The sequence below is a fragment of the Actinoplanes sp. NPDC051470 genome, assembly GCF_040682035.1.
Lineage (GTDB): Bacteria > Actinomycetota > Actinomycetes > Mycobacteriales > Micromonosporaceae > Actinoplanes.
On the sequence record NZ_JBFBAA010000031.1, the window covers coordinates 17,973 to 43,705 of the forward strand.

A 25,733-nucleotide genomic window follows, 5' to 3' on the forward strand; every position below is an offset into this window, starting at 1 on the left:
CCGGCCTGCGCATGCGGTACGGGGCCCGGGAGGTGCTCGACGACGTGACCTTCCACGCGCGGCCGGGCGAGGTGCTGACCCTGCTCGGCCCCAACGGCGCGGGCAAGACCACCACGATCGAGATCCTCGAGGGCTTCCGTACGCGATCGGCCGGCGCCGCCACGGTTCTCGGGGTCGACCCGGCGCGTGGCGACGAACGGTGGCGCGCCCGCCTCGGCGTGGTGCTCCAGTCGTGGCGCGACCACGGCAAGTGGCGGGTCCGGGAGCTGCTGGCCCACCTCGGCGGCTACTACCCGGCGCCGATCCCGCCGGACGAGCTGCTCGCCCTGGTCGGGCTGACCGGCCAGGCCCGGGACCGGCTGCGGACCCTCTCCGGGGGCCAGCGCCGCCGGCTGGACGTCGCGATCGGGATCGTCGGCCGGCCCGAGGTGCTCTTCCTGGACGAGCCGACGGCCGGTTTCGACCCGGCGGCCCGGCGCGAGTTCCACGAGCTGGTCCGGCGGCTCGCCACCGAGAACCGGACGACCGTCCTGGTCACCACCCACGACCTGGCCGAGGCGGAGCGGCTGGCCGACCGCATCGTCATCCTCGACGGCGGCCGGGTCGTCGCCGAGGGCACGACCGGCGAGCTGACCCGGCGGATGGCCGGCCGGGACGAGGTGCGCTGGACCGTGGGCGGCGAACGCTTCCGCCGGTCGACCGACCGGTCCACCCCGTTCGTCCACGACCTGTTCCGCGAGCACGGTGACGACGTCGCCGACCTCGAGGTCCGCCGCGCGTCCCTGGAGGACGCCTATCTCGCCCTGGTGAGGTCGTCATGAGCTTGCGTCCGGGCCTGGTGCGGGGCCTGATCGAGCTGCGGCAGGCGTTCACCGGCGCCGAGCTGCTCGGCAACCTCTTCTGGCCGGTGGCGACGCTGGTGGCGGTGGTCTGGCTGGGCGACGCCACGGTCCTGCCCGGGACGCTGGGCATGTTCGTGACCTTCGGCATGCTGCTGATCGCCCAGAACCTCGGCGCCGACCGGGAGGACGGCACGCTGCTGCGGGCCAAGGCGATCCCGGACGGCGTACGCGGCTATCTGATCGGCAAGATCGTCACCGTGTCCGGGACCGTCCTGGCGTACCTGCTGATCCTGTTCGTCCCGGGTCGGCTGATCGTCGGCGGGCTGACCGTCCGATGGTCCATCGTGGCCTGGCTGCTGCCGCTCGGGCTGGTGGCCACCCAGGCCCTGGGCGCGGTCCTGGGTTCGCTGATCAGCAGTTCCCGCGGCGCCGGCCTGCTGTCGCTGCCGGTGCTGGGCCTGATCGCGATCTCCGGTGTCTTCGTGCCGATCGCCGTGTTCCCGGGCTGGCTGCAAGGGGTCGCGCAGGTCTTCCCGGTGTACTGGCTCGGCGAGGGGATGCGCGCGGCCATGCTGCCGGGCGGCGGCCGGCTCGCCGCGACCGCGGCGGTCCTGGGCGCCTGGTCGATCGCCGGCCTGGCGCTCGCGCCGGTCCTGCTGCGGCGGATGGCCCGCCGCGAGTCCGGTTCCCGGGTCGCCGCCCGCCGCGACCGGGTGCTCCAGCGGGTCGGTTGACCGAGGTCGGCGGCGGTGGAGCGGCTAAGAGAGATAGCCGCAAGATAAGGAAAGCGGCACCTGCGAGATGCGGAATATTTCCCTTTCAGATGCGGAAGAATGTACCCTCTGAATGTGGAAGGATCTCTCACTGGTATTTCTCCACGCCAGCTCACGGCGGTACTGGCTCGCCGCCTGACCGAGGAACCGGCCCTGGTCCTCAACGGCCCCCGCACCGTCGGCAAGAGCACCCTGTTGCATGCCCTCGCCGACCAGCTGGGACGCCCCGTCATCGACTGCGACGATCCCGCCACCCGAGCCGCGGTTCGCGCCGATCCCGGCCGCTTCGTCAGCGGTCCCGGCCCGATCCTGATCGATGAGTACCAGCATGTTCCGGTCCTGCTGAGCGCGATCAAGGCCGAGTTGAACCAGGACCTCAGTCCAGGACGCTTCGTCCTGGCCGGATCGACGCGGTACTCGACCCTTCCGGAAGCAGGACAGGTTTTGACCGGCCGGGTCGACATCCTGGAGGTGCTGCCCCTGACGCAAGCGGAGATCGACGGGGCAACCGCCGGCTTCATGGTCAGCAGGCTGCTCGACGGCGCTGATGTTCCGCTCGACCGGGCGCCGTCCACGACATCACGCGGCGAGTACGCCCGGCGGGTCACCTCCGGCGGTATGCCCGTCGCCCTACGGCGGCCACCGGGCCGGTCCCGATCGCGCTGGTTCGCGAACTACCTTGATCTTGTCATCGAGCGCGATGTGCTGGAGCTGAGCCGGGTACGTCAGCGAGAGATGCTCCCGCGGCTACTCCGTGTCCTGGCCGCCCGATCCGGTCAGGTCTTGAACATCGCCGGCAGCGCCTCGACGGTCGGGATGGAGAAGTCCAGCGCCGAGAACTATTTGAAACTCCTCGAGGCCGTCTTCCTCGTCCAGCGACTACCGGCCTGGGGAACGACCTTGGGCTCCAGGGTGGCCCGTCAGCCGAAGGTCCATCTCGTCGACTCAGGCATCATGGCGTGGCTTCTCGGTCTAACCCCGGAGAAGATCGCCACGAATGATCCGGCCGCCTTGACGGAGTACGGCCATCTGGTGGAGACGTTCGCCGTCGGCGAGATCCTGCGGCAGGTGTCCTGGTCGGACGCGCCGGTCACGGTCGGCCATTTTCGAACGTCGGAGGCCCAGGAGGTCGATCTGGTGCTCGAGCGCGATGACGGGACGGTCTTTGCGTTCGAGATCAAAGCCGGCACTCGCGTCGACAAGTCCGACCTGGCCGGCATCCGGGCGCTACGCGCCCGAGTCGGTGAGCGTCTTGCGGCGGCCGTCGTGTTGTACACCGGCGCGTTGACGTTTCGATTCGACGACGGCACGGTCGTGCTTCCCCTGGACGCACTCTGGTCGGAGCCGTCATGACGGACGCTGCCGAGGCGCTGCACGGCTGGTCGGCTGAGCCGGTCAGCCGAGGGCGGCGGCCTTCTTCAGCAGCACGGAACGTTCGCGGGCGTTGCCGCACAGGCGGGCGGCCAGCTCGAGTTCGGCGCGGGCCTCGGCCGGCCGGCCGAGCCGGATGAGCAGTTCGCCGCGTACGGTCGGCAGCAGATGCGATCCGACCAACTGGTCGGTAACAAGAAGGTCGTCCACCATGGACAGCGCCCGTTCGGGGGCGCCGGCCATGGCCAGGGCGACGGCGCGGTTGAGTTCCACGATCGGCGACGGCGCGATCCGGCCCAGCGCCTCGTAGAGCAGGACGACGCGTTCCCAGTCGGTCTCCGCCACCGAGGTCGCCCTCGCGTGGCAGGCGGCGATCGCGGCCTGGAGCCCGTACACGCCGAGGCCTTTCTTCCCGGCGCGCTCGAGCGCCGCGAGGCCGCGCCTGATCGCCGACCGATCCCATCGCCGCCGGTCCTGGTCCTCCAGCAGGATCGGTTCGCCGGCCGGCCCGGTCCGCGCCGGGAACCGCGCGGCGGTGAGCTCGCACAGGGCCAGCAGTCCGGCCACCTCGGGTTCACCGGGCAGCAGCGCGGCCAGCATGCGGGCCAGCCGGATCGCCTCGGCCGCGAGGTCGGTACGCATCAGGTCGTCGCCGCTGGTCGCGGTCGAGCCCTCGGTGAAGATCACGTAGAGCACGCTGAGCACGCCGCCGAGCCGCTCACCGCGCTGGTCGGCCGGTGGCAGCTCGAACGGCACCCGGGCCGCGGCGATGGTCTTCTTGGCCCGGGTGATCCGCGCCTGGATGGTCGGCACCGGCACCAGGAAGGCCCGGGCGATCTCCTCGCTGCCCAGGCCGCCGACCGCCCGCAGGGTGAGCGCCACCCGCGCCTCGGCCGACAGCACCGGGTGGCAGGCGATGAACATCAGCGCGAGCACGTCGTCGTCGATCCGGTCCGGGTCCCACGGCGGCTCGTCGGGCGATTCGCCGGGCGTCAGCAGGGCGTACTTCTCGTCCTGCACGGACCGCCGGCGGAAGGCGTCGATGGCCCGGCGCCGGCCGGTGGCCAGCAGCCACCCGACCGGGTGGTCCGGCGTGCCGTCGCGGGTCCAGCCGGTCAGCGCCTCGGCCAGCGCCTCCTGGGCGACATCCTCGGCCAGCGCGAAGTCGCCGGTATAGCGGGCCAGCGCGCCGACGATCCGGGCCGACTCCATCCGCCAGACCGCCTCGACGGTCCGCCGGACGGAGCCGGACGACGACATCAGACCTGGCCCGTACGCTCGCGCCAGGCCTTCTCCTTGAGGACCCACTCGCTGTCCTGCGGGAACTCGTCGATCCCCGGCACCCGGCGGATCTCCAGCTTGGAGCCCGGCACCATCATCGGCATCCGGAGGCCCCACTCGATCGCCTCCTCCTGGGAGGCGACCTCGATGATGTAGAAGCCGCCGAACAGCTCCTTGGTCTCGCCGTAGGGCCCGTCGGTCACCACCGGCTTTTCGCCGGCGAAGTCGATCACCACGCCCTTGGCCGCGTCTTCCAGCCCCTCGGCCGCGATGAGCACGCCGGCGTTGATCAGCTCCTCGTTGTAGCGGCCCATGGTCGAGAGCATCTCGTCGAAGGTCACCGTCTCGGACACCGTCGCCCAGGCCTCGTCGGTGGCCCGCATGATCAGCATGTACTTCGCCATGATGGTTCCTCCTCGTCCGTCGGGCCTTCTGGCCCATTCACCCACAGGTCGAACGGCGCCCGGCCCGGATCGACAACGGCCCGGGAAAACTTCTACGACGTCCGGCGCTGGGGCAGCGAGTGTTCCTCGTGGTCGAGTTCGCGCTCCAGTACGCGCAGCCCCTCGTCGTTGAGCCGGCCGGCGTCGCGCCAGCGCAGCAGCTCCTCGCGCTGGGCGTCGATCACCGCCCGGCGCACCATCAGCGCCGCCTCGTACTGCGGCGACTCCGGCACCTCGTCGGAGTCGGCCTTCTCCAGCAGGTCGAGCCGCCGCCGGTAGCGCTGGAGGCGCATCTCCAGCTGGGCCCGCATGTTCCCGATGGCGTGGTCCTCGACGTGGTCGTGCTGCTGGAGCTGGATCTCCTCGAGCCGGTCGAGCGCCGCCTGCACCGACGCCGACCGGGCGACGTTGCGCTCCCGGGCCTGGTCGTTGCGGTTGGCCCGCAGGCCCAGCCGGCGGACCAGCGGACCGAAGGTCAGGCCCTGCCCGATCAGCGTCACCAGCACCACCACGAACGCGCAGAAGTGCAGCAGCTCACGATCGGGGAAGCCGGCCGGCAGCGTGAAGATCGCCGCCAGCGTGATCACGCCGCGGGTGCCGGCCCAGCTCATCGCGGTCGACTCCTTGGAGGTCAGCGGCTGGTTGCGGCGCAGGGCGAGGTCTTGATCGGTCTCGCTGCCGGTGGTGTTCAGGTCTTCACCGCCGAGCCGGGCGTGCATCGAGCGGGGCAGCAGCTGGGTCACCAGCAGCCAGATCGGGCGCAGCAGCAGCACCACACCGAGCGTGATGGCCAGCGCGATCACGATCGTCGAGGTCTGGTATTTGGACAGTTCGGCCAGGACGGCCGGCAGCTGGATGCCGATCAGGAGGAAGACCACGCCCTCCAGCAGGAAGTCGATCAGCCGCCAGACCGCGCCGGTCTGCAGGCGGCTGGCGCCGGTGGCGTACCTCGGCGCGTCGTGCCCGATGATCAGGCCGGCCACCACCACGGCCAGCACGCCGGAGACGTGCACCCGCTCGGCCAGCAGGTAGGCCGCGAACGGGGTGGCCAGGGACAGCGCGTTGGCGGTCAGCGGGTCGGTGCGCAGCGGGCGGAGCAGCCGGACCACCCGGGCGACCAGGTAGCCCGCCACCACCCCGCCGGCCGCCGACAGCACGAACACGCCGACGGCGTTGGTGAAGGTGAAGTTCTCGCCGGTCGCGGCGTCCAACGCCACGGTCAGGATGGTCAGCGCGGTCGCGTCGTTCAGCAGCCCCTCGCCCTGGATCAGGGTGACCAGGTTGCTCGGCAGGCCGGCCTTGCGCCCGACGGCCAGCGCCGCCACCGGGTCGGGCGGCGCCACGGCCGCGCCCAGGGCCACCCCGGCGGCCAGCGTGGCGCCGGTCACCCAGAGCGAGAAACCGGCCCCGACCAGCAGCGACGTGACGATGACGAGGCCGACCGAGAGGCTGATCACGGTGCGCATGTTGCGCCGGATGTCGATCAGCGAGGAGTCCAGCGCCGCGTTGTAGAGCAACGGCGGCAGCAGGAACGTCAGGATCACCTCGGGATTGATGTCGACGTTCGGGCCGGGCAGGTACGCATATCCGATGCCGACCAGGGTCAGCACCGCCGCGGCGGGCAGGCCGCTGCGTTCGCTGAACCAGCGGACGACGATCACCACCGCGATGGCGGCCAGCACGAACAGCAGGAACTCCTCGGCGTGATGCACTCGGCCATTCTTCCGGAACATGATGACGATCTAAAAACTTGACACCCTGAGTGTCACTGTGACACTTTCAGTGTCATGACGAGCGGAGCCGAAGGCCTGTACGAGATGCTCCGCCACGTGCGGCCGCTCCATCAGTGGTCGGCCAAGGTGGTCGCCGACGCGCTGGCCGAACATGACGTGAGCATGCCGATGCGGGCGGTGCTCGAGCGGCTGGCCGACGGGCCGCAGACCGTTCCCCAGGTGGCCCGGTCGCTGTGGCTGCCCCGGCAGGTGGTGCAGCGGCTGGCCGACGCGGCGGCCGGGCTGGGCTTCCTGCGGTTCGCCGACAACCCGGCCCACCGGCGGTCCCGGCTGGCCGAGCTGACCCCGGCCGGGCGGCGGGTGTTCGCCGAGATCCACGACCGCGAGCTGGACGAGCTGCGCGAGCTGGCCGATCGGCTCGACCCGGCCGACATCGCGGCGGCCGTACGCGTGCTGGCCGCCCTGACCACGCACGCACGTGAGGTGGCGCGGCGAGCCGGTAACGACGACGGCTGGTCGGCGCCCGGGCCGCGCCCAGGAGAGGAGATCCGATGATCCACTACGAGGAGGCGGGCAGCGGGCCGGCCGTGGTGTTCCTGCACGGCGGGGCGCTCGATCGGCGCGAGTGGGACGACCAGATGGTGCTGGCCGACCGGTTCCGCGTGATCCGGGTCGACGCCCGCGGGCACGGCTTGTCGGAGACGCCGATGACGCCGTTCCGGCAGTGCGACGACATCGCGGAACTGCTGGGCCGGCTCGGGATCGAGAAGGCCGCCCTGGTCGGCCTGTCGATGGGCGCCGGTGCGGCGACCGACACCGCGCTGGAATACCCGCACCTGGTGTCACATCTGGTGGTCTGCGGCGCCGGCACCAACGAGCCGGTCTTCGTCGACCCGTGGATGTTGGACATCCAGCGGCAGATGGCCGAGGCGCAGGCCCGGCTCGACGCGCCGGCCTGGATCAACCTGTCGCTCAAGCAGGGCGTGATCGGCCCTTATCGCGATACAGCCGATGAAGCGGTCGAGGCGCGATGTCGCGAGATGATCACCGACACGGTGAACAACCACGTGAAGCCGGGCATGACCACGCCCGACCACGTGCAGGGCTCGTGGGAACGACTCCACGAGATCAACATTCCCGCCCTAGGCGTGATCGGCAGTCTGGACGCGCCCGATCATCATGCGATGGTCGAGCGTTTCACCAAGAATGTCCGAAACGCCAGGAAGCACGAAATCGGCGGAGCGGCCCATGTGGTGAACATGGACCGCCCCGCCGAGTTCAACGACCTGCTGGCTCAGTACCTGTAGTGGTCCGGCTTGAACGGACCCTCGATGGCGATGCCCAGGTATTCGGCCTGCTTCTTGGTCAGCGTGGTCAGCCGCACGCCCAGGGCGTCGAGGTGCAGCCGGGCCACCTTCTCGTCCAGGTGCTTGGGCAGCACGTAGACCTGCTTGGCGTACTCGTCGGGCTTGGTCCACAGCTCGATCTGGGCCATCACCTGGTTGGTGAAGGAGTTGCTCATCACGAACGACGGGTGGCCGGTGGCGTTGCCCAGGTTCATCAGGCGGCCCTCGGAGAGCACGATCACCGAGTGGCCGTCCGGGAAGCGCCACTCGTGCACCTGCGGCTTGATCTCGATCTTCTCGATGCCCGGGACCTTGGCCAGCCCGGCCATGTCGATCTCGTCGTCGAAGTGGCCGACGTTGCCGACGATCGCGTTGTGCTTCATCCGGCCCAGGTCGTCGGCGGTGATGATGTCGGTGCCGCCGGTCGTGGTGATGAAGATGTCGGCCTCGGCGATGACGTCCTCGAGGCGGACCACCTGCATGCCGTCCATCGCCGCCTGGAGCGCGCAGATCGGGTCGATCTCGGTGACCACGACGCGGGCGCCCTGGCCCCGCAGCGTCTCGGCCGAGCCCTTGCCGACGTCGCCGTAGCCGCAGACCACGGCCAGCTTGCCACCCAGCATCACGTCGGTGGCCCGGTTCAGGCCGTCGACCAGCGAGTGCCGGATGCCGTACTTGTTGTCGAACTTGCTCTTGGTGACCGCGTCGTTGACGTTGATCGCCGGGAACAGCAGCTCGCCGTCCTTGGCCAGCCGGTAGAGCCGGGCCACGCCGGTGGTGGTCTCCTCGGTCACGCCGCGGATCTCGGCGGCGACCCGGGTGAACAGCTGCGGGTCCTTGGCCAGGGTGCCGCGCAGGGTCTCGAGGATGATCCGGTACTCGTGGTTGTCGTCCTCGGTGGCCTGCGGCACCGCGCCGGCCCGCTCGAACTCGACGCCCTTGTGCACCAGCAGGGTGGCGTCACCACCGTCGTCGAGGATCATGTTCGGGCCGCGGCCGGCGCCGAAGTCGAACAGCTGCTCGGTGCACCACCAGTACTCCTCCAGCGTCTCGCCCTTCCAGGCGTAGACCGGGGTGCCGGTGGGCGCGTCGACGGTGCCGGCGCCGACCACGATCGCGGCGGCCGCCTCGTCCTGGGTGGAGAAGATGTTGCAGGACACCCAGCGCACCTCGGCGCCGAGCGCGACCAGCGTCTCGATCAGGACGGCGGTCTGCACGGTCATGTGCAGCGAACCGGCGATGCGCGCGCCCCGCAGCGGCTGTGAGCCGGCGTACTCGTCGCGGATGGAGATCAGGCCGGGCATCTCGTGCTCGGCCAGCCGGATCTGGTGGCGGCCGGCCTCGGCCAGGCTGAGGTCGGCGACCGCGAACTCGAGGCCGTTGACGGACTGCAGCTTGTCGGACGTGAAGTCGGACATGAAGAAGGCACCCCCTGGAGCCAGGAGGCGCCCTTGCGGATTCGTCGGCTCGGCCGAGCGTGGCGGAGAGCATCTCCGTCGCAGCGCCTCTCGACCGGCCCGACTATTTTAACCCCAACGTCAAACCCGTCGCAGGTACGCCGGACACAAAGTCCCGCCCTCTCGGCGGCCCAGGCGGGTGGCCAGGCCGTTCCCCGCCATCCGGCTGTCTTGCCACGAGAGCGCCGCTGACGCGGCGCCCAGCCGGCCGCGCGAGCGCCGCCGACGCCGCGCCCGGCGTCAGTCGTTGAACGGGCCGTCCGGGGTCACGACGTTGCCCTTGGCCAGGTCGCAGTAGGGGCTGAGCTCGACCTTGGCCAGGTCGGCGGCGGCCGGGACCATGGTGCCGTCGAGCAGCGCGCTGGCCGCGCCGGCCGAGCCCGATCCGCCCGCCTTGCACATCCGGTCGTCGTAGTGGCCGTCGAAGCCGCCCCCGACGATCTTGCCGGTGGTGTCGCGCCAGACCACGCCGACACCGCGCATGACGAGGTCGGCGCAGTTGGCCGTGGCGGCGGTGAACCTCACCTCGTCGCGGGTGGCGTTCTCGATCTTCGTGGTGATCGGGGCCAGGCCGTCGGCGCCGTCGCCGGCCGGCAACCAGCCGGTGACCACGGGCGTGAGGGAGACCTTGGTCACCTTGCCGACGTTCTCCGGCTTGATGGCCAGCGTGAAGCCGACCGACACCGCGGCGCCGGGCAGGATCATCGGCACCTCGAGGATCTGATATCTCGGCTGCGGCGCGAACACCAGGCTCGGCCCGGAGGCGCCGGTCGCGTCGATGAAGACGCGGGTCCGCCAGGCCACCCGGTCGGTGGTGTTCCGCAGGAGGGCGCCGACCGAGAGGTAGGGCTTGCGCTCCGGCGCCGGGGAGAAGCCCTGCTCGGCCACCGTGAGGCCGGCGGTCGCCGTGGACGAGGCGGTGAGGACCGGCGGCGACCCGGCCGGGGCGGTGGCCAGGGCACACGTGGGGGCGGCGTCGTTCCCGTCGCTGTTCGCGCGGACGACGGTGACCACGACGGCCGTCACCACGGCCGCCCCGATCACTCCGGCGACCACGCCGAAAACGGACCTCCGCACCGGGCGAGCCTCCTATGGCTGGTCGTTGCCGTAGTACTTGTTGGACAGTGCGGCCAGCCGGGTGAACTGGTCGCGGATCAGCGCGCCGGCCGCCTGCCCGGCCGCGGCGATGAACTGCTGCTCGTCGAGGGTACGGGTGGTGCCTGGGCGAATCGTCACGGTCCAGTTCCGGAGGCCGACGGCCCGCACCCGGACCCGGCCGTCCTCGGACGCGCCGTGCGCCTCGATGGCGTCTCGCTCGGCCCGCCAGTCGCGCTCGCGCTCGGTGGCCGGCGGGCCCTCGCCGGTCGAGTAGTCGCCGGTCACGTCGCTGTAGATGCGTTCGTACTCGCGGGTGCGGGCGACCCACAGCAGGCTGGCCACCGCGGCCAGCCGGCGCCCCAGGTCATCGTCGTCGCACTGGCGGTAGTAGTCGTTGTGGAAGGTCAGCGTCAGCTGGTCGCGGTCGTACAGCTCGGCCGTGAGCGACCCGTCCGGCGCGGTCGCGCGCACGCGCATCGTCTCGACCCGGTCGGCCAGTTCACCCATCGCCGGTCACCCCAGGGCCGAGCCGAGACCGGCGGTCTCGTCGCGGATGGTCGCCGGGGTCGCGTCGGCCAGCGCCGGCCGCGGGGCGATGAACAGGTCGGAGCTACCCGCGACGGCGGACAGCCCGGCGTTCAGCGACTCGAGGATCTTGTTCTCGGCCGCGATGACCTGGCCGATCAGCTCGGTGATGGCGCCCTGGACGGCGTTCACGATCGCCATCGCGTTCTTGCCGCTGAACGGCAGCTCCTTCTTGTCCCCGAACGGGATGGCCCCGGCCGAGGCCGAGACCTCGCCCAGCACGGTGAGCGTGAGCGACAGGCCGCCGGTGGTGACGAAGCCGCCGACCGCCCCGATCGAACCGGCCACGGTCAGCAGGAAGGCCAGGTCTTTCGGGTTGCAGTCGAGCATCGCGTCGAGCGCGGCCTGCGCCTTGTGGGCGATGTCGTCGATGCTGGCCCGGGCCGCCCGCCACACGCCGGCCTCGGCCTCGGCGGCGCCCTTGAGGATCATGATCAGCAGGAACTGGTTGGCGGTGATCCCCGGCCACTTGGACAGGAAGTTGTCCCGGAAGTTGACCGCGGCGGCCCCGAACCAGGGCTCGACCAGGTTCTTCACGTCGTCCATCCGGCCCAGGTCGGGGTTGGCCGCCATCTCGGTGCCGCCCTTGCCCTGCCCGGCGTTGAGCCAGTGGGCGACCTCGGTCGCGAGGCGTTCGCTCAGGCGGTCGAACCCGGCCGGGTCGGCCGTCTTGATGAACGGGTCGAACATCGCGGCCACCCCGGCGAACCGGCCGGCCGTGATGTCGACGACGGTCTGCACCTGCTCGTCGGTCATGCTGGAGTCGTAGACGCGGCCCTTGTCGTAGCCGAAGCCACGCTGCCGCAGATCCATGATGATCGCCGACTGCTGGATCTTGGCGGCGTGGTCGCCCAGCTGCTCCCAGCTCACGACGGCACCGGCGGCACGTGGTTCTCGGCGTCCAGCGTCTCGCGGATGCCCTTGAACGCCGTTCGCGAGCCCTCGTCGGTCGCGGCGTACTCCAGAGCGGCCATCACCAGGGCGTCGCCGGTGTCCTGCATGTTCTGCTGTGTCTCCTTGAGCAGCCCGACGACCTGGTCGCGCAGCTCGTCGAAGGCGCCCTTGGCCGGGCCCAGGCTGCCGCCGACGCGTGGGTCGCGCGCGAAGATGCCGTCGCCGGCCTGGGTGCCCAGCAGACTCGTGGCGGCGCCGCCGAACTGGTCGGCCAGCACCTTCACCTTGAACCGACCGGCGTTGTACAGGTTGGCGGCGTCGACACCGAGCGCCTCGCCCGAATGCGGCATGACCCGTCCCTCCCCCCGTCAGGAAGGACCGAATGTAGCAGTCGCATCCGGGCTTTTCGATCCCCTGCGTCAGCCGGCCGCCCGGCGATTGCGCTGGTCATGCACGGCCTTGGTGAAGGTCGCCGGGCCCCAGCGCTCGCTCAGGGCCTGCCGCATCAGCTCGGCCTGGGTCGGCGGGGCCAGCCCGCCGATCGGCTGGTCGCGGTCGAGGTTGGTCGGGAACGCGTACCCCTCGGCCGAGGCTGCGACCACGTGGTCGGTGCTGCCCTCGTACCCCAGCAGAACGGGGTAGAGCGCCTCGCACATGGCCGTGCGGTCGACGGTCTCCATGGCGCGGCCGAAGGCGGAGCTGATCTGCAGCAGGTTGGCCATCCGTCGGACGTCGGCCGAGCGGTTGGTGCCGGCGCCGTGGAAGAGCGCCGGGTTGAAGAACGCCGCGTCGCCCTTGGTCAGCGGCAACTGCACGTGGTGCGCGTCGAAGTAGGCGGTGAAGCCGGGCTGGTGGAAGGCGAGGTAGCCCGGCGGATACTTCTGCGAGTGCGGCAGGTAGAGGGTCGGCCCGGTCTCCACCGGCATGTCCACGTGCGCCACCGCGCCCTGCAGCGTGAGCACCGGCGAGAGCAGGTGGACGTGGGCCGGGAACCTCGACGCCTGAGCGCCGGACATGAACCCGAGGTGGTAGTCGCGGTGGGCGACCTGGGCCTGGCCGCCCGGATTGACCACGTTGACCTGGGAGGTGATCTGGTAGCCGGCGCCCAGCCAGGCGGCCGAGATCAGCGCCAGCGTCGGATTGTCGTAGTAGGCGGCGAAGGCCTCGGGGTCACGCAGGGCGAACTTGTCGAGGGCGCCCCAGACCCGGTCGTTGGCGCCGGGCTTGGCGAAGTGGTCGCCACCGACCACGCCGGCGCGGTGCTGGTCGGCGATCAGGCCGGCGAAGACCTCGGTGGCGCGGTCGACCACGTCGGTCGCGAACGCGCCCCGGAACACCACGATGCCGGGCCGTCCATCAGCGCCCGGGCCAGCTCGGCGCGTACCTCGGTGGTGTCCGGCAGGTCGCCGGGATAGATCAGGACGTTCTGCGCCACGTCGATGGCATCCGGGAAGTCGGACCTCTGCGTCGGCTGCTCGACGATCGCCCGGAAGTCTTCCAGACGACAGTCGGCGGCCGTGAACCAGCTTGTCATGGGTCTCACGCTAGGCCCGGCCGTACCTCAGGAAGAGGTTGAGAAGACCTCAAAAAACCATCATTGTGTACGCCATCCGCAGCCTCGCCACCGCCCTATGATCGGACTGAAGGCAGCCATGCCCCACCCGTACCGGATCCGCGAGATCGCCGCCCAGGCCGGCCTGAGCCCGGCCACCGTCGACCGCGTCCTGCACGAGCGCGGCGGGGTCCGGGCCAGCACCGTCCGCGAGGTGCGCCAGGCCATCGCCGACCTCGACCGGCAGCAGTCCCAGGTCCGGCTGGGCGGCCGGACGATCATGCTGGACGTGGTGGTGCAGGCGCCGCCCCGGTTCACCGCCGCGGTCCGGGTCGCGCTGGAGGCCGAGTTGCCGTCGTTGCGCCCGGCCACCATCCGGTCCCGTTTCCACCTGCTCGACTCGCCGGCCGTCGCCGACCTGGTCGCGGTGCTGGAGAAGGTGGCCCGCACCAAGTCGGACGGGGTGATCCTGAAGGCGCCGGAGACGCCCGAGATCATCGCCGCGGTGGCCGGGTCGCCGGTGCCGGTGGTCACCTTCGTCACCGACCTGCCGGGCAGCAAGCGGGCGGCGTACGTGGGCATCGACAACCGCGCGGCCGGCGCGACCGCGGCGTACCTGGTGGAGCAGTGGCTGGCCGACCGCGCTGGTGACGTGCTGGTGGTGCGCGGGCACGGGTCGTTCCGCGGCGAGGACGAGCGGGAGATGGGCTTCCGGGCCGAGATGCGGCTGCGGTCGCCGGGCCGGCGGATCGTCGAGGTGGTCGACGAGGAGGACAAGGCGGACGCGGTGCACTACAGCATCCGCGAGCTGCTGGCGACCAGCCCGTCGGTGCGCGCGGTCTACTCGCTCTACGCCGGGGCGGGCGGCAACACGGCGGTGGTGGACGCCTTCGACGCCGAGCGCCGCCGCTACGACGTCTTCGTGGCGCACGACCTGGACGGCGAGAACACCGCGCTGCTGCGGGACCGCCGGCTCTCCGCGGTGCTGCACCATGACCTGCGGGCGGACATGCGTCAGGCCTGCCTGGCGGTGTTGCACGCGCGCGGCGTACTCGAGGGGCGGCCGCACCCCGCGCCCAGCGCGATCCAGGTGATCACCCCGCACAACGAACCGCTGGCCAGATTTTCTTGAGCAGGCTGTCCGGTTCGGCCGGGGCCGTTCGTCATCGGCATGAAAACCCAAGACGAGAGGGGTACGCAGTGAAGTTCATGATGTTCGTCTGCACCGACACCGAGCCGGAGACGTCGGAGGCCGGAGTGCCGGCCATCGAGCAGTGGGTGGCCGACACCTACGACAAGGGCAGGGCGGTCATGGGTGAGCGGCTCGCCCCGGCCACCACGGCGACCACGGTCCGGGTGCGGGGCGGTGAGCTGCTGCTGACCGACGGCCCGTTCGCCGAGACGACCGAGGTCATCTGCGGCTTCGACATCCTCGAGTGCGCCGACCTGGACGAGGCCATCGAGATCGCCCGCAGCCACCCGATGGCCTACCACGGGCGCCTGGAGCTGCGCGCCTTCGACCCGCTGAACCTGTGAAGGACGCCCTCGCCGCCGCGGCGCAGGAGTCGTACGGCCGGATCGTCGCCACGCTGATCCGGGTGACCGGCGACTGGGACCTGGCCGAGGACTGCGCCCAGGAGGCCCTCGCCACGGCCCTGGAGAAGTGGCCGGGCGAGGGCGTCCCGGCCAACCCCGGCGGCTGGCTGATGACGGTGGCCCGCAACCGCGCGATCGACGTGCTGCGGCGGGCCACCGTGGAACAGCGGAAGCTCCGTGAGGTCCTGCTGCTGTCCGCCGAGGCGAAGGAGTCGGAAGAGTGGGACGACGACCGGCTACGGCTGATCTTCACCTGCTGCCACCCGGCGCTGTCGCTGGAGGCCCGGGTGGCACTGACGCTGCGGACCGTGTGCGGGGTGCCGACCGGGGAGATCGCGCGCGTCTTCCTGGTCGCCGAGCCGACCATGACCCGCAGGTTGACCAGGGCGAAGACCAAGATCTCGACGGCGAACATCCCGTACCGGGTGCCGTCCGGTCCGGCCCTGTCCGAGCGGCTGCCCGGGGTGCTGGCGGTGATCTACCTGCTGTTCACACGGGGCTACACCAACGACGGCGAACCGGCCTTCGCCGACGAGGCGATCCGGCTGGCCCGGCTGCTCCGGCGGCTGATGCCCGACCAGCCCGAGGCCGCCGGCCTGCTGGCGCTGTGCCTGCTCCAGCACTCGCGGCGGCGGGCCCGCCGGGACGCCGCGGGCCACCTGCTGACCCTCGACCAGCAGGACCGCACCCTCTGGGACCACGAGGCGATCGCGTCGGGCCTGGCGCTGCTGCCCACCGCCGGGCGCGGCGCCTATGCCACACAGGCCCACATCGCCGCCGAACACACCCGTTCCCCGGCCGACTGGCCCGCGATCGCCGGCTGGTACGACCGTCTGGTGGCGCTCCAGCCCACCCCGGTGGTGCGGCTGAACCGGGCGGTCGCGCACGGGTTCGCGTACGGGCCCGCACGGGGTCTTGATCTGCTGGCCGAGGCCCGTGCGGGCGGTGCGCTGGACGGCTACGCCCCGGCCACCGCGGCCGAGGCCGAACTGACCGCCCGCCTGGGCGACCGGATCCGGGCCGAGCTGCTGTTCCGGACGGCCGCCGACGAGACGACATCGCCCGCCGAGCGACACGCGCTGCTGGGCCGGGCCACCGAGATGGAGGACGCATGACCACCCCGACAGTGGAATTCGACGGCCGGTTCAGCGAGCCGGACGCCACGGCGGTGCCCTGGGCCGACGTCGACGAGATCCTGCTCGGCGCGAAGATGTTCTGGCTCTCCACGGTGCGGCGGGACGGGCGGCCCCATGTCACGCCGGTCCCGATGATCTGGGACGACGGGCAGCTGCACTTCACCGTCGGCCTCGGCGAACAGAAGATGGTCAACCTGACCGCCAGTCCGGCGGTGGCCATCACCACCGGCACGCCGTCGCTCACCTCGGGCACCGACGTGGTGACCGAGGGCACCGCCGTCCGGGTCACCGACCACGACCGGCTGGTCGAGCTGGCCGACCTGTGGCGGTCCCGCCTCGACTGGGACTACGAGGTGGACGGCGACGCCTACCACCACCAGGGCGGCACGGCGCACGTCTTCGGGGTCAGCCCGGCCAAGGTGCTGGCGTTCGGCAAGTCGCCGTACTCCCAGACGCGCTACCGGTTCTGAAGGGCTCGCAGGGCGTCCGCGCTGCGGCGTACATCGGCCATCGGTCCTTCACCGATCGGCGCCTCGGTCAGGATGGTGTCCTGTTCGAGCACCCACCAGCCGTCGTAGCCGGCGCCGGTGAGCGCGGCGGCGACCGCGGCGAAGTCCACGTCGCCGTCGCCGATCGGGCGGTACAGGTTCGCGCGCACCGCGTCGGTGTAGGTGAGCTCGCCGGCCTGCACCCGCTTGGCCAGGCCATGATCGACGTCCTTGGCGTGCACGTGGGCGATCCGGCCGGCGGCGTGCCCGGCCAGCGTCGCCGGGTCGGTCCCGCCGATCAGCACGTGGCCGGTGTCCAGGCAGAGGGGGATGCGTGAGCCCTCGAGGACGCGCTCGATCTCCGGGCCGGTCTCGATCATCGTGCCGACGTGCGGGTGCAGCACCGCGGTGATGCCTCGCGCCGTGGCTTCGTCGTGGAGGCGATCGAGGCTCCTCAGCAGGCGCCGCCACCCGGCCGGGTCGAGGTCGGGGCGTTCGTCGTACCCGTCCCGGCCGGTCGCCGCCGCGAGCACCAGGACGTCGCCGGTGAAGTCGGGGAACTCCGGCTCGTCGTGCAGCACCAGGGGGACGAAGCCGCCCAACGCCTCGAGCTGGTGCTCGGCCAGCAGCGGGGCGGGATCGGCCGGGAGGAAGCCGTCGGGGCCGTACTCGGTCGCGGTCAGGCCGACCTCGCGCATCTCGCGCAGCACCCGCTCGGGGGAGAGCTGGTAGCCCCAGCCGGGCACCTCGCAGACGCCCCAGGAGATCGGGGCTCCGGCGATTCTCACGGCTTCACCTCGTCTCTCATTGCTTCACCTCGTCGATCCGCACCGGACGGTGCTCGCGCAAGGACGTCGTGCAGGCCTCGGCGATCCAGCCGGCCTCGACCGCGTCCGCGACCGTGCACGGCGACTCGCGCTCGCCGGCCACCAGCTCGGTGAACGCGGCCAGCTCGCGGCGGTAGGCGTCGAGGAAGCGGTCCATGAAGAAGTCGTGCGGCGTACCGGCCGGGAAGGTCACGCCCGGTTCGGCCGACCGCATCGGCCAGCGGTCGTCCAGTCCTGCCGCGATGCTGTCGGCCGAGCCGTGCAGCTCCAGGCGTACGTCGTAACCACGCCCGTTGTACCGGGTGTTGGAGACCACGGCGATCGTGCCGTCGTCCAGTGTCAGCACGGCCGCGGTGGTGGACGCGTCGCCGATCCGGGCGAAGACCTCGTCGCCGCGGTCGCTGCCGGTGGCGTACACCTCGATCACCTCGCGCCCGGTGACGTAGCGGATCGTGTCGAAGTCGTGGACCGAGCAGTCGCGGAAGATGCCGCCGGAACCCTCCAGGTAGGCGGCCGGCGGGGGAGCGGGGTCCATCGTGGTCGACCGGATGGTGTGCAGCCGGCCCAGCTCGCCACTTTCCACCGCGTGTTTCGCGCGCTGGATCGCCTCGTCGAATCGCCGGTTGTAGCCGATCTGAACCCTGGCGTCCGATGTTCTCCGCTGGATGTCAGCGGCTTCGGTGGCGCCGCGTGCCACCGGCTTCTCACAGAACACCGGCAGGCCTCGCTCGGTGCCCGCAATGATCAACTCTGGGTGGGCATCGGTTGCGGCGGCGATGACCAGGCCGTCGATCCCGGCGTCCAGCACGTGCGTAATCGACATTTCGGGTTTCGCGGCATATTTGTCGGCGACCCGCTCGGTCACGCCCGGCGCCGGGTCGTAGACCACGAGGTCGACGCCCAGCCCGGTCAGCGTCTCCGCGTGGAAGGCGCCGATCCGGCCCAGTCCGATCAGTCCGAGGCGCATCAGTCCATCCCTCCGAAAACGTTCCGGTCACCCACCACCCGAGAATGCGGCCGGTAACCGGGTCGTAACAAGCGGCCCCGCACATCAAAAACACCTCAGGGTTTGACCTGCTGATCTCGGGGCATCGATACCAGCCGTGGTGGGCAGACTGGCAGACCGCTATCGGCTGCTCGACCGGCTCGGCGCCGGAGGCATGTCGGTGGTGTGGCGTGCCCACGACGAGGTGCTCGACCGCGAGGTGGCGGTCAAGGTGCTCGCCCCCGGCCAGGCCCTCTCCGACCGGATCCTGGTCGAGGCCCGCGCCGCGGCCCGGCTCCGCCACCCCCACGTGGTCGAGGTCTACGACTTCGGTCGCTCGCCGTCGTTCATCGTCATGGAGCTGGTCAACGGCCGGTCGCTGAACGACCTGCTCACCGGCGGTCTGCTGCCGTGGCGGGTGGCCGTGACGATCGGCGCCCAGGTGGCGGCCGCGCTGGCCGCCGCGCACGACCGCGGCATCGTGCACCGCGACGTGAAGCCGGGCAACGTCATGGTCACCGCCTCGGGCGTGAAGCTGGTCGACTTCGGCATCTCCGCCTCGACCGGCGAGGCCGACCTGATCGGTGGCCAGGTGCTGGGCACACCGGCCTACCTGGCCCCCGAGCGGATCGACGGCGGCCCGGTCCGCCCCGCCACCGACGTCTACGCCCTGGGCCTGCTCCTGCACCTGATGCTGGCCGGCCGCCTGCCGTGGGACGCGTCGACCACCACCCAGATGGTGCGCGCCCACCGCTATCGCACCCCCGACACCCTGCCGCCGATCCCCGGCCTTCCCGCCCCGGTGGTGGCCCTGGTCGGCGACTCGCTGGCCAAGGAGCCCGGGTCCCGCCCCGACGCCGCCACCGCGGCCCGCGTCCTCGCCGACGCCGCCGGTCTGGTCGCCCCGCCGCCCCTGCTGGGCGCGCTGGACGCCCCCACCGAGGCCATCGCCGTGCCGGTCGACCCGCCTTCACCCGGCCGCCGCGGTCACCCCGCCATGACGGCTGCGGTGGCCCCGCCATCGCGCCGCCGCACGGTCATCGCCGCCGCGGTCGCCGCGGCCCTGGTCACGGTGGCCGCGGCCGCCTGGGCCACCGGACGCGGCGACCCACCACCGACCGTCCCCGCCGCCGCGGCCGCCCCGCCTGCCGCGGCCCCGCCCGCCGTTACCTGCCAGGTCGGCTACGCCATCCGCAGCGCCCTGAACGGCCGGTTCTCGACCGCGGTGACCATCACCAACACCGGCCGGGCGGCCGCCGCGACCTGGAAACTCAGCTTCGACCTGCCGGAGGGCCAGAAACTGGTCCGCGGCTGGAACGACGGCTGGGCCCAGAACGGCCGGTCCCTGGGCCTGACCGGGCGCAACCTGGCCGCGGGCAGCAAGGTCACGACCGGCTTCGACGCCAGCTACCGCGAGTCGGCGGCGTTGCCCGGCGAGTTCAAGCTCAACGAGACCGTCTGCACGCCCCAGCTCTCGGTGACGGGCCAGACCTTGACGCCACCCACCACCACGAAGCCGGCCGTCCGCTCGCCCGCGAGGCCGCCAGCCGCCCGGCCGCCGGCCCCGCCTGCCCCGCCTGCTCCGAAGAACGCCGAGAAGAACAACAGCGGCAAGGATAAAGACGACAAAAAGGATAATAGCGGCAAGGGCAAAGCTGGCGACGACTGAGCAGCAGGCCGTGCCCGTACTGAGCGCGTGCTTGCGGCGGTCAGGGCTCGACGATTCCGTGGCGGGCCATGATCGCGGCTCGGCGGGTGCGGTTGATCGTGTGGACGCGGCGGCCCACGAAGAAGACGTCGATCAGGGTCCAGACGCCGAGACCGCCCAGGGTGAACAGCATGGCGATGGAGCGGCCGGTGTCGCCCAGGTAGAAGCGGTGGCCGCCGAAGATGCCACAGACGAACCACAGGGCGTACGCCACCCGCGCGCCCTTCTTGACCGAGTCGTACTCGAACTCGGCCTGACCGAACCGCACCGGCTGCATCGCCGCAACGATAGCCGCGTGGTCACGGCCACCGGCGGCGGTCGAGGACGGTGGCCGCGGCGGTGGCGATGATCAGGGCGGCGCCGATCAGCAGCAGGGTGCGGGCGCCCAGGCCCAGGGCCGTGCCGGCGGCCGCCGTGCCGGCCGACTGGCCGCCGACCTTGAGCGCGGCCATCGAGACGAAGACCTGGGCCCGGGCCTGCGGCGGCGAGTACGCGGCCCGGGACGCGAGCGTGGCCGTGAAGAACGGCGCGTTCAGCACCCCGATCAGCGTGAACCCGGCGAAGGCGAGGGCGAATCCGGGCGCCGCCGCGCACAGTCCATAGGCGACACCCATCAGCGCGCCCGTGCGGGTGACCAGCCGTTCCGGCTCGCCGAGCAGCGGCCGTGCGGTCACCGCGAGCGAGCCGAGCAGAACACCGAAGCCGTAGGCCGCGGCCAGCAGGCCGGCCGTGCCGGGGGAGACGCGCAAGGCAGGGGCGTAGGCGACGGCGATGACCGCGATCGCGCCGCCGGGCACGGAGGCCACCACCGTGGTGTACATGACGCGGCGCAGCGGGCCGGTGGTCAGGATCAACGTCAGGGCTTGGCGTACGGAGAGAACCTCGTCCCGGGGCACCGGGTTGCCGGCGGCGGGCAGGGAGAGGACCAGCAGGCCGGCGATCACGGCCGCGGTCGCCAGCACCAGCAGCGAGACGCGCGCGCCGGTGAGGCTGGCGAGGGCCGCCGCGGCCGCGGGCCCGGCCGTACCCCCGGTGCCGTAACTGAGCGCGTCCAGACCCTGCGCGCGTCGCTGCGCCCGCTCGTCGCCGGGCACCAGGGCGGCCAGGCGGCTGCTCAGTCCGCCGGTGAGCAGCGGGCCGCAGACGCCGGCGGTGGCCGCGGCGAGCACGACCAGGACGAGGGGTATCCGGTCCAGGCCCAGGGCGGCGATCGCGAGGAAGACGCCGTACGCCGCGCAGACCACGGCGATCAGGCGGCGGCCGTCGCGGGCGCGGTCGAGCCGCCGGGCCAGCACCGGACCCAGCAGGTGTGGCGCGGTCAGGCAGGCGGCCAGCACGGCCCCGACCACGGTGGGCTTGAGCAGCACGAAGCCGACGGCCGCGCCGGCGTCGGCGCCACGGGCCAGGGTCGCGCCGCCGAGGTAGCGCATCACCGCCGTCCGCACCTGCACGCCCGTACCCCGGCCGGTACTGGCTGAACCGCACGACGGTCACCGGCTCGAGCGCTGAGGAGGATCAGGGGCGGGCGGTGGCCCGGGCCGACCAGCGGATGGCCTCCATGTAGGCGGTGGCCAGGTCGGCGCCGGCCGTGTCGCCGGCGTTGTAGGCGTCGACCACGCGCAGGACCTCGCCCAGGGCGCCGCTGCCGTTGACCAGGGCGCTCGACACCTCGGCGGACAGCGGCAGCTGGGACGCCAGGGACGCCGGCGAGGTGCCCAGCAGGTCGGCCATCCCGCCGACCAGGCCGGCCATGAAGGCCGCGTCGCTGGGGGCGCCGACCGTGCGGGCCACGTTCTCGCTGAGCCGGGCCCGGGTCAGCGCCGTGATCATCTGGTCCTCGGTGGCCTCGGCGACGTCGTCGATGACCATCAGCGTGGCCCATTGGCGGATGTGGGTCAGGCCGATCATCACGACCGCCTGCCGGACCGACGACACCCGGCTGGAGCCGCCGGCCGCGGCCGAGTTCGACGCGCGGAGGACGCGCAGGGACAGCGCCGGGTCGGCGGCGATGATCGAGACGATGGCGCCGAGGCCGGCGTCGGGGGCGTTCAGGGCGGCGAGTAGTTCCAGCCGGCGCAGGCGGGACGGTGAGAGGCTCGCCGCGGTGAGCACCTGGGGACGGCTCAGGGCGTACCCCTGGCGGAGCTCGCAGTGGAATTTGTCGGCGATCGCGAGCTGGTCGGGGCCTTCGAGTCGCTCGGCCACGATCTGGATCCCCGGGAAGCCGCGCAGGTGGGCGACGTGTCGGTCCAGGTCGGTCAGGTCACCGTCGAGAAGATCGAGTTTCACGTACGAGGCCAGCGGCAGCAGCCTCTCGTGCGCCGACCCGAAGACGAAGTCGTCGAGTGCGATCCGGTAGCCGGCCTCGACGAGCGCGGTGATGCCGGCGATCACGGCGTCGTCGACCGTGACCGTCTCGAGCACCTCGAGGACGACCTGCTCGGGCCCGAACGGAAGGGTCAGTTCGCCGGTGAGGAACTCGGTGGTCAGGTTGATGAAGCAGAGCTTGTCGCCGGCCACCTCGGGCAGCCCGAACTCGGTGAACGCGTTGATGATGACCTGGCTGGTGGCGTAGGTGTCCTGCCGGCCCGCCTGGACCGCGTCGACGCTGCCGCGGAACAGCAGTTCGAAGGCCACGACCGTGCCGGCGGCGTCGAAGATCGGCTGCCGGCCGACGTGCACGAGGTGGGCATGGTTCACGTCCGTCCCATCGGCACCCGTACGTCGGACTTTACTGACCTGCGAGTTGCGTCGATAGCTGAGTCGGTTTACCGTCGTGGTATGAAACCCGCAACGGATGAGGCGCGCGCCGGCGCCGATGAGATGATCAAGGCGATGGCAGCGATGCCCGCGGCCGATCCGCGCCGCGCACGACTGCGGGAACGGGTCATCGAGGCGTGGCTGCCGCTGGCGAAACACCTGGCCGCGCGCTACCACGGCCGTGGCGAGCCGGCCGATGACCTGCTGCAGACCGCGACGGTGGGTCTGATCAAGGCGGTGGACCGGTTCGACCCGGTGCACGGCGTGGAGTTCGTCGGGTTCGCGATCCCGACCGTGCTGGGCGAGATCAAGCGCCACTTCCGTGACCGCACGTGGTCGGTCCGGGTCCCGCGGCGCACCCAGGAACTGCGGATGGCGATCACCAACGCCAACAACGCGCTGCTGGCCACGCTGGGCCGGTCGCCGACGGTGGCCGATGTGGCCAAGCACCTCGACATCACCGAGGAAGAGGTGCTCGAGGGCCTGGAGGGTGCTCGTGCCTACTCCGCGACCAGCCTCAACGCCGCGATCGCGGGCGGGGACGGCACGGTCTCGCTGGGCGACACGCTGGGTGAGACCGAGCACGAGTACGAGCTGACCGAGCTCCGGATGACCCTGGGCCGCGCGATGACCCACCTGAACGAGCGCGAGCAGCGCATCCTGGCGCTCCGGTTCTACGGCAACATGACCCAGTCGGAGATCGCCGCCAAGGTCGGTCTGTCGCAGATGCACGTGTCCCGGCTGATCGCCCGCGCGCTGGAGAGGCTGCGCCGCGACTTGCGCAACTGATGAAAGAAGTCGGCAACTTCACGGAAATTATCGACATTCCCTTGTGAAACCGATCACAGGGTCGATACCTTGCGGCCATGCTCCCCTCAGCATTGGTCACCGTCCTGACCGCCGCCCTCGCCTCCGTCCCCGCCCCCACCACCACGCCGGTCACCCGGGCCGGTCTTGATCCGGCCCTGACCGCGGGCCGCGGCGCGACCGTGCCGTTCCTCGAGCAGGAGGCCGAGAACGCGCGCACCACCGGCGCCGTGATCGGGCCCGACCGCTCGCCGTACACGTTGCCCGCCGAGGCCTCCGGCCGGAAGGCGGTGAAGCTCTTACCCGGACAGTGGGTGGAGTTCACGCTGCCCCGGGCCGCGAACGCGATCACCGTCCGCTACAGCATCCCCGACGCCGCCACCGGCGGAGGGATCCGGGCGCCGCTCGACGTCACGGTCAACGGCAAGGACCGCAAGACCCTGACCATGACCTCCGTGTACGCCTACCTCTACAACCAATATCCGTTCACCAACGACCCCACGGCCGGCCTGCTGCACCCGGACTGGTGGATCGCCGAATGCTCGTGCGTGCCCGCCGCGACCACGCCGGCGCCGGTCATCACCAAGCCGTTCCGGCCGATGAAGTTCTACGACGAGCAGCGCCTGAAGCTGGCCCGCACCTATCGCACGGGCGACAAGATCCGGCTCACCGCAACAGCAGGGGCCGCCTGGACCGTCATCGACCTGCTCGACTCGGAGCAGGTCGCCCCGCCCCGCCTGGTCAAGAAGGCGGTGTGGCTGGTCGCCGATCCGACCGGCCGGCGGGACGCCGCGCCCGCCTTGGACCGGGCCATCGCGCTCGCCCGTAGGCTGCGGCTGCCGGTCTACCTGCCGCCGGGCACCTACCAGGTCAACCGGCACATCGTCGTCGACGACGTCACGATCACCGGCGCCGGCAATTGGCACACGATCATCAAGGGCCATCAGGTCACGCTGCCGGCACCGGCTCCGGACGGATCCGTGCACACCGGGGTCGGCTTCTACGGGAAACCGGCCGAGGAGGGCGGCAGCCGCAACGTCCACCTGAGCGGGTTCGCCATCGAGGGTGACGTGCGCGAGCGGATCGACACCGACCAGGTCAACGGCGTCGGTGGCGCGCTCAGCGACTCGACCGTCCGCGACCTGCACATCCGGCACACCAAGGTCGGGCTGTGGTTCGACGGGCCGATGCGTGGCACCACGATCAGCGACACGATGGTCGTCGACCAGATCGCCGACGCGCTCAACTTCCACACCGGCGTGACCGGTTCGGCCGTACGCAACAGCTTCATCCGCAACACCGGCGACGACGGCCTGGCCATGTGGTCGGAGAAGACCACGAACGCGGGCAACGTGTTCGAGCGCAACACCGTGCAGACGCCCACCCTGGCCAACGGCATCGCGATCTACGGCGGCCGGCACATCACGGTGCGGGGCAACCTGGTCGGCGACCCGTTGCGCGAGGGCAGCGGGCTGCACGCCGGGTCGCGGTTCGGCGCCGAGCCCTTCGCCGGCAAGCTCACCTTCGCCGGCAACACCACGGTGCGGGCCGGCACGCTCGACCTGAACTGGAACATCGGCCTCGGCGCGATCTGGTTCTACGCCCTCGACCGCTCCATCGCCGCCGACGTCACGGTGACCGGCGACCACTACCTCGACAGCACCTACAACGCGATCATGCTGGTCAGCGAGTTCGGCGTGAAGGATCTCTACTCGATCGAGGGTGTGACGTTCAAGGACGTCCGAGTCGACGGTACGGGCACCAGCGTGCTTTCCGCGCGTACCGCGGGATCGGCGTCCTTCGAGAATGTCGACGCGCGCAACGTGGGGGCGCAGGGGGTCAACAACTGTGGCTCCTTCCACTTCACGCCGGCCGGTTCCGAGTTCGGGCTGACCGACCTGGGCGGCAACGACGGCCGGTGGCTCCAGCCGTACCTGCCGAACGTGATCAGCTGCCAGGACCGCCCGGCCGTGGTCCCGCCGCCCGCACCCTCGCCGTGGAGGGGTTTTTGATGGATTCACCGCGCCGAAGATCAGCTTCGCGCTGACATA

The 25,733-nt window shown here is 71.3% G+C and carries 27 protein-coding genes and 1 riboswitch; of the genes, 12 read left to right on the forward strand and 15 right to left on the reverse strand.

The window, feature by feature from the left end; genetic code table 11:
- Positions 1 to 11 precede the first annotated feature (11 nt).
- From AB0M54_RS37825 to AB0M54_RS37835, 3 genes are all read left to right on the forward strand, one after another.
- Positions 12 to 821, forward strand: a complete 810-nt coding sequence (locus AB0M54_RS37825) for an ABC transporter ATP-binding protein (protein ID WP_364329777.1) — start codon at positions 12 to 14, stop codon at positions 819 to 821.
- Complete coding sequence (locus AB0M54_RS37830; RefSeq protein WP_364329677.1) at positions 818 to 1,576, forward strand: ABC transporter permease; 759 nt, start codon at positions 818 to 820, stop codon at positions 1,574 to 1,576. The genes AB0M54_RS37825 and AB0M54_RS37830 overlap by 4 nt, the downstream gene beginning before the upstream one ends.
- A 114-nt stretch (positions 1,577 to 1,690) precedes the next feature.
- Positions 1,691 to 2,968: an ATP-binding protein gene (locus tag AB0M54_RS37835; protein WP_364329674.1), complete on the forward strand. Its 1,278-nt coding sequence runs from the start codon at positions 1,691 to 1,693 to the stop codon at positions 2,966 to 2,968.
- A 42-nt stretch (positions 2,969 to 3,010) separates the two neighbouring features.
- Here AB0M54_RS37835 and AB0M54_RS37840 read toward each other — a convergent pair whose 3' ends face one another.
- From AB0M54_RS37840 to AB0M54_RS37850, 3 genes are all read right to left on the reverse strand, one after another.
- Positions 3,011 to 4,246 (reverse strand): DUF6596 domain-containing protein, encoded by a 1,236-nt coding sequence (locus tag AB0M54_RS37840; protein WP_364329671.1) that lies wholly within the window; start codon positions 4,244 to 4,246, stop codon positions 3,011 to 3,013.
- A complete protein-coding gene (locus AB0M54_RS37845) occupies positions 4,246 to 4,671 on the reverse strand; it encodes a YciI family protein (RefSeq protein WP_364476736.1) in 426 nt (141 codons plus the stop codon). The genes AB0M54_RS37840 and AB0M54_RS37845 overlap by 1 nt, the downstream gene beginning before the upstream one ends.
- 92 nt (positions 4,672 to 4,763) lie before the next feature.
- Positions 4,764 to 6,443 carry a Na+/H+ antiporter gene (locus AB0M54_RS37850; protein ID WP_364329665.1) on the reverse strand — a complete coding sequence of 560 codons (1,680 nt, stop codon included), beginning with the start codon at positions 6,441 to 6,443 and terminating at the stop codon, positions 4,764 to 4,766.
- 54 nt (positions 6,444 to 6,497) lie between these two features.
- Here AB0M54_RS37850 and AB0M54_RS37855 point away from each other — a divergent pair, with 54 nt between their 5' ends.
- Positions 6,498 to 6,998 (forward strand): MarR family winged helix-turn-helix transcriptional regulator, encoded by a 501-nt coding sequence (locus AB0M54_RS37855; RefSeq protein ID WP_364476738.1) that lies wholly within the window; start codon positions 6,498 to 6,500, stop codon positions 6,996 to 6,998.
- Complete coding sequence (locus AB0M54_RS37860; protein ID WP_364476740.1) at positions 6,995 to 7,750, forward strand: alpha/beta hydrolase; 756 nt, start codon at positions 6,995 to 6,997, stop codon at positions 7,748 to 7,750. Before AB0M54_RS37855 ends, AB0M54_RS37860 begins: the two co-directional genes overlap by 4 nt.
- On the opposite strand, the gene ahcY is transcribed toward AB0M54_RS37860, so the two are convergent.
- From ahcY to AB0M54_RS37895, 7 genes are all read right to left on the reverse strand, one after another.
- Positions 7,738 to 9,207, reverse strand: a complete 1,470-nt coding sequence (gene ahcY, locus AB0M54_RS37865; protein ID WP_364329656.1) for an adenosylhomocysteinase — start codon at positions 9,205 to 9,207, stop codon at positions 7,738 to 7,740. The two genes, AB0M54_RS37860 and ahcY, sit on opposite strands and share 13 nt — an antisense overlap.
- 18 nt (positions 9,208 to 9,225) lie before the next feature.
- Positions 9,226 to 9,305: riboswitch (S-adenosyl-L-homocysteine riboswitch) on the reverse strand.
- 181 nt (positions 9,306 to 9,486) lie between these two features.
- The gene (locus AB0M54_RS37870; protein WP_364476742.1) at positions 9,487 to 10,323 is read right to left on the reverse strand and encodes a hypothetical protein; all 837 of its coding nucleotides are present in this window, start codon (positions 10,321 to 10,323) and stop codon (positions 9,487 to 9,489) included.
- A 12-nt stretch (positions 10,324 to 10,335) separates the two neighbouring features.
- Positions 10,336 to 10,851 carry a hypothetical protein gene (locus AB0M54_RS37875; protein WP_364476744.1) on the reverse strand — a complete coding sequence of 172 codons (516 nt, stop codon included), beginning with the start codon at positions 10,849 to 10,851 and terminating at the stop codon, positions 10,336 to 10,338.
- A gap of 6 nt (positions 10,852 to 10,857) precedes the next feature.
- The gene (locus AB0M54_RS37880; RefSeq protein WP_364476746.1) at positions 10,858 to 11,799 is read right to left on the reverse strand and encodes a hypothetical protein; all 942 of its coding nucleotides are present in this window, start codon (positions 11,797 to 11,799) and stop codon (positions 10,858 to 10,860) included.
- Positions 11,796 to 12,173 (reverse strand): hypothetical protein, encoded by a 378-nt coding sequence (locus tag AB0M54_RS37885; protein ID WP_364329646.1) that lies wholly within the window; start codon positions 12,171 to 12,173, stop codon positions 11,796 to 11,798. Before AB0M54_RS37885 ends, AB0M54_RS37880 begins: the two co-directional genes overlap by 4 nt.
- A gap of 69 nt (positions 12,174 to 12,242) precedes the next feature.
- On the reverse strand, positions 12,243 to 13,163 hold the full coding sequence (locus tag AB0M54_RS37890; protein ID WP_364476748.1) for a phytanoyl-CoA dioxygenase family protein: 921 nt from the start codon (positions 13,161 to 13,163) through the stop codon (positions 12,243 to 12,245).
- The gene (locus AB0M54_RS37895) at positions 13,097 to 13,357 is read right to left on the reverse strand and encodes a hypothetical protein (RefSeq protein ID WP_364476750.1); all 261 of its coding nucleotides are present in this window, start codon (positions 13,355 to 13,357) and stop codon (positions 13,097 to 13,099) included. Before AB0M54_RS37895 ends, AB0M54_RS37890 begins: the two co-directional genes overlap by 67 nt.
- A 97-nt stretch (positions 13,358 to 13,454) precedes the next feature.
- On the opposite strand from AB0M54_RS37895, the gene AB0M54_RS37900 reads away from it, so the two are divergent.
- The 4 genes from AB0M54_RS37900 to AB0M54_RS37915 all read left to right on the forward strand — a co-directional run bounded on the left by AB0M54_RS37900 (position 13,455) and on the right by AB0M54_RS37915 (position 16,577).
- Positions 13,455 to 14,507 (forward strand): LacI family DNA-binding transcriptional regulator, encoded by a 1,053-nt coding sequence (locus AB0M54_RS37900; RefSeq protein WP_364476752.1) that lies wholly within the window; start codon positions 13,455 to 13,457, stop codon positions 14,505 to 14,507.
- 77 nt (positions 14,508 to 14,584) lie between these two features.
- Positions 14,585 to 14,911, forward strand: coding sequence for a YciI family protein (locus AB0M54_RS37905; protein ID WP_364329774.1), 327 nt, complete (start codon positions 14,585 to 14,587; stop codon positions 14,909 to 14,911).
- Positions 14,908 to 16,086 carry a sigma-70 family RNA polymerase sigma factor gene (locus tag AB0M54_RS37910; RefSeq protein WP_364476754.1) on the forward strand — a complete coding sequence of 393 codons (1,179 nt, stop codon included), beginning with the start codon at positions 14,908 to 14,910 and terminating at the stop codon, positions 16,084 to 16,086. The genes AB0M54_RS37905 and AB0M54_RS37910 overlap by 4 nt, the downstream gene beginning before the upstream one ends.
- On the forward strand, positions 16,083 to 16,577 hold the full coding sequence (locus AB0M54_RS37915) for a pyridoxamine 5'-phosphate oxidase family protein (RefSeq protein WP_364476756.1): 495 nt from the start codon (positions 16,083 to 16,085) through the stop codon (positions 16,575 to 16,577). The genes AB0M54_RS37910 and AB0M54_RS37915 overlap by 4 nt, the downstream gene beginning before the upstream one ends.
- Here the strand turns inward: AB0M54_RS37915 and AB0M54_RS37920 are convergent.
- Positions 16,565 to 17,383: a TIM barrel protein gene (locus tag AB0M54_RS37920; protein ID WP_364476758.1), complete on the reverse strand. Its 819-nt coding sequence runs from the start codon at positions 17,381 to 17,383 to the stop codon at positions 16,565 to 16,567. The two genes, AB0M54_RS37915 and AB0M54_RS37920, sit on opposite strands and share 13 nt — an antisense overlap.
- 16 nt (positions 17,384 to 17,399) lie before the next feature.
- Positions 17,400 to 18,389: a Gfo/Idh/MocA family oxidoreductase gene (locus tag AB0M54_RS37925; protein ID WP_364476759.1), complete on the reverse strand. Its 990-nt coding sequence runs from the start codon at positions 18,387 to 18,389 to the stop codon at positions 17,400 to 17,402.
- A 139-nt stretch (positions 18,390 to 18,528) separates the two neighbouring features.
- On the opposite strand from AB0M54_RS37925, the gene AB0M54_RS37930 reads away from it, so the two are divergent.
- On the forward strand, positions 18,529 to 20,076 hold the full coding sequence (locus AB0M54_RS37930) for a serine/threonine-protein kinase (RefSeq protein ID WP_364476761.1): 1,548 nt from the start codon (positions 18,529 to 18,531) through the stop codon (positions 20,074 to 20,076).
- A 40-nt stretch (positions 20,077 to 20,116) separates the two neighbouring features.
- Here the strand turns inward: AB0M54_RS37930 and AB0M54_RS37935 are convergent, their stop codons facing one another.
- From AB0M54_RS37935 to AB0M54_RS37945, 3 genes are all read right to left on the reverse strand, one after another.
- Entirely contained in the window at positions 20,117 to 20,392 is a 276-nt protein-coding gene (locus AB0M54_RS37935) for a TM2 domain-containing protein (RefSeq protein ID WP_364476763.1), read from the reverse strand.
- 22 nt (positions 20,393 to 20,414) lie between these two features.
- Positions 20,415 to 21,566, reverse strand: a complete 1,152-nt coding sequence (locus AB0M54_RS37940) for an MFS transporter (protein WP_364476765.1) — start codon at positions 21,564 to 21,566, stop codon at positions 20,415 to 20,417.
- Positions 21,567 to 21,630: 64 nt separating this feature from the next.
- Positions 21,631 to 22,815 carry an HDOD domain-containing protein gene (locus AB0M54_RS37945; protein WP_364476766.1) on the reverse strand — a complete coding sequence of 395 codons (1,185 nt, stop codon included), beginning with the start codon at positions 22,813 to 22,815 and terminating at the stop codon, positions 21,631 to 21,633.
- A gap of 81 nt (positions 22,816 to 22,896) precedes the next feature.
- Between AB0M54_RS37945 and AB0M54_RS37950 the strand changes: the two genes are divergently transcribed.
- Entirely contained in the window at positions 22,897 to 23,664 is a 768-nt protein-coding gene (locus AB0M54_RS37950; protein ID WP_364476767.1) for a SigB/SigF/SigG family RNA polymerase sigma factor, read from the forward strand.
- Between the two features lie 77 nt (positions 23,665 to 23,741).
- Positions 23,742 to 25,694: a glycosyl hydrolase family 28-related protein gene (locus tag AB0M54_RS37955; RefSeq protein ID WP_364476768.1), complete on the forward strand. Its 1,953-nt coding sequence runs from the start codon at positions 23,742 to 23,744 to the stop codon at positions 25,692 to 25,694.
- The last annotated feature ends 39 nt before the right edge of the window (positions 25,695 to 25,733 follow it).

Bases quoted from the DNA above. Each gene is read 5' to 3' on its own strand.
- AB0M54_RS37950 (WP_364476767.1), top strand. From the start codon at position 22,897: ATGAAACCCGCAACGGATGAGGCGCGCGCCGGCGCCGATGAGATGATC.
- AB0M54_RS37905 (WP_364329774.1), top strand. From the start codon at position 14,585: ATGATGTTCGTCTGCACCGACACCGAGCCGGAGACGTCGGAGGCCGGA.
- AB0M54_RS37925 (WP_364476759.1), bottom strand. From the start codon at position 18,389: ATGCGCCTCGGACTGATCGGACTGGGCCGGATCGGCGCCTTCCACGCG.
- AB0M54_RS37840 (WP_364329671.1), bottom strand. From the start codon at position 4,246: ATGTCGTCGTCCGGCTCCGTCCGGCGGACCGTCGAGGCGGTCTGGCGG.
- ahcY (WP_364329656.1), bottom strand. From the start codon at position 9,207: ATGTCCGACTTCACGTCCGACAAGCTGCAGTCCGTCAACGGCCTCGAG.
- AB0M54_RS37885 (WP_364329646.1), bottom strand. From the start codon at position 12,173: ATGCCGCATTCGGGCGAGGCGCTCGGTGTCGACGCCGCCAACCTGTAC.
- AB0M54_RS37935 (WP_364476763.1), bottom strand. From the start codon at position 20,392: ATGCAGCCGGTGCGGTTCGGTCAGGCCGAGTTCGAGTACGACTCGGTC.
- AB0M54_RS37855 (WP_364476738.1), top strand. From the start codon at position 6,498: ATGACGAGCGGAGCCGAAGGCCTGTACGAGATGCTCCGCCACGTGCGG.
- AB0M54_RS37825 (WP_364329777.1), top strand. From the start codon at position 12: ATGCGGTACGGGGCCCGGGAGGTGCTCGACGACGTGACCTTCCACGCG.
- AB0M54_RS37915 (WP_364476756.1), top strand. From the start codon at position 16,083: ATGACCACCCCGACAGTGGAATTCGACGGCCGGTTCAGCGAGCCGGAC.
- AB0M54_RS37875 (WP_364476744.1), bottom strand. From the start codon at position 10,851: ATGGGTGAACTGGCCGACCGGGTCGAGACGATGCGCGTGCGCGCGACC.
- AB0M54_RS37850 (WP_364329665.1), bottom strand. From the start codon at position 6,443: ATGTTCCGGAAGAATGGCCGAGTGCATCACGCCGAGGAGTTCCTGCTG.
- AB0M54_RS37955 (WP_364476768.1), top strand. From the start codon at position 23,742: ATGCTCCCCTCAGCATTGGTCACCGTCCTGACCGCCGCCCTCGCCTCC.
- AB0M54_RS37900 (WP_364476752.1), top strand. From the start codon at position 13,455: ATGATCGGACTGAAGGCAGCCATGCCCCACCCGTACCGGATCCGCGAG.
- AB0M54_RS37830 (WP_364329677.1), top strand. From the start codon at position 818: ATGAGCTTGCGTCCGGGCCTGGTGCGGGGCCTGATCGAGCTGCGGCAG.
- AB0M54_RS37895 (WP_364476750.1), bottom strand. From the start codon at position 13,357: ATGACAAGCTGGTTCACGGCCGCCGACTGTCGTCTGGAAGACTTCCGG.
- AB0M54_RS37845 (WP_364476736.1), bottom strand. From the start codon at position 4,671: ATGGCGAAGTACATGCTGATCATGCGGGCCACCGACGAGGCCTGGGCG.
- AB0M54_RS37860 (WP_364476740.1), top strand. From the start codon at position 6,995: ATGATCCACTACGAGGAGGCGGGCAGCGGGCCGGCCGTGGTGTTCCTG.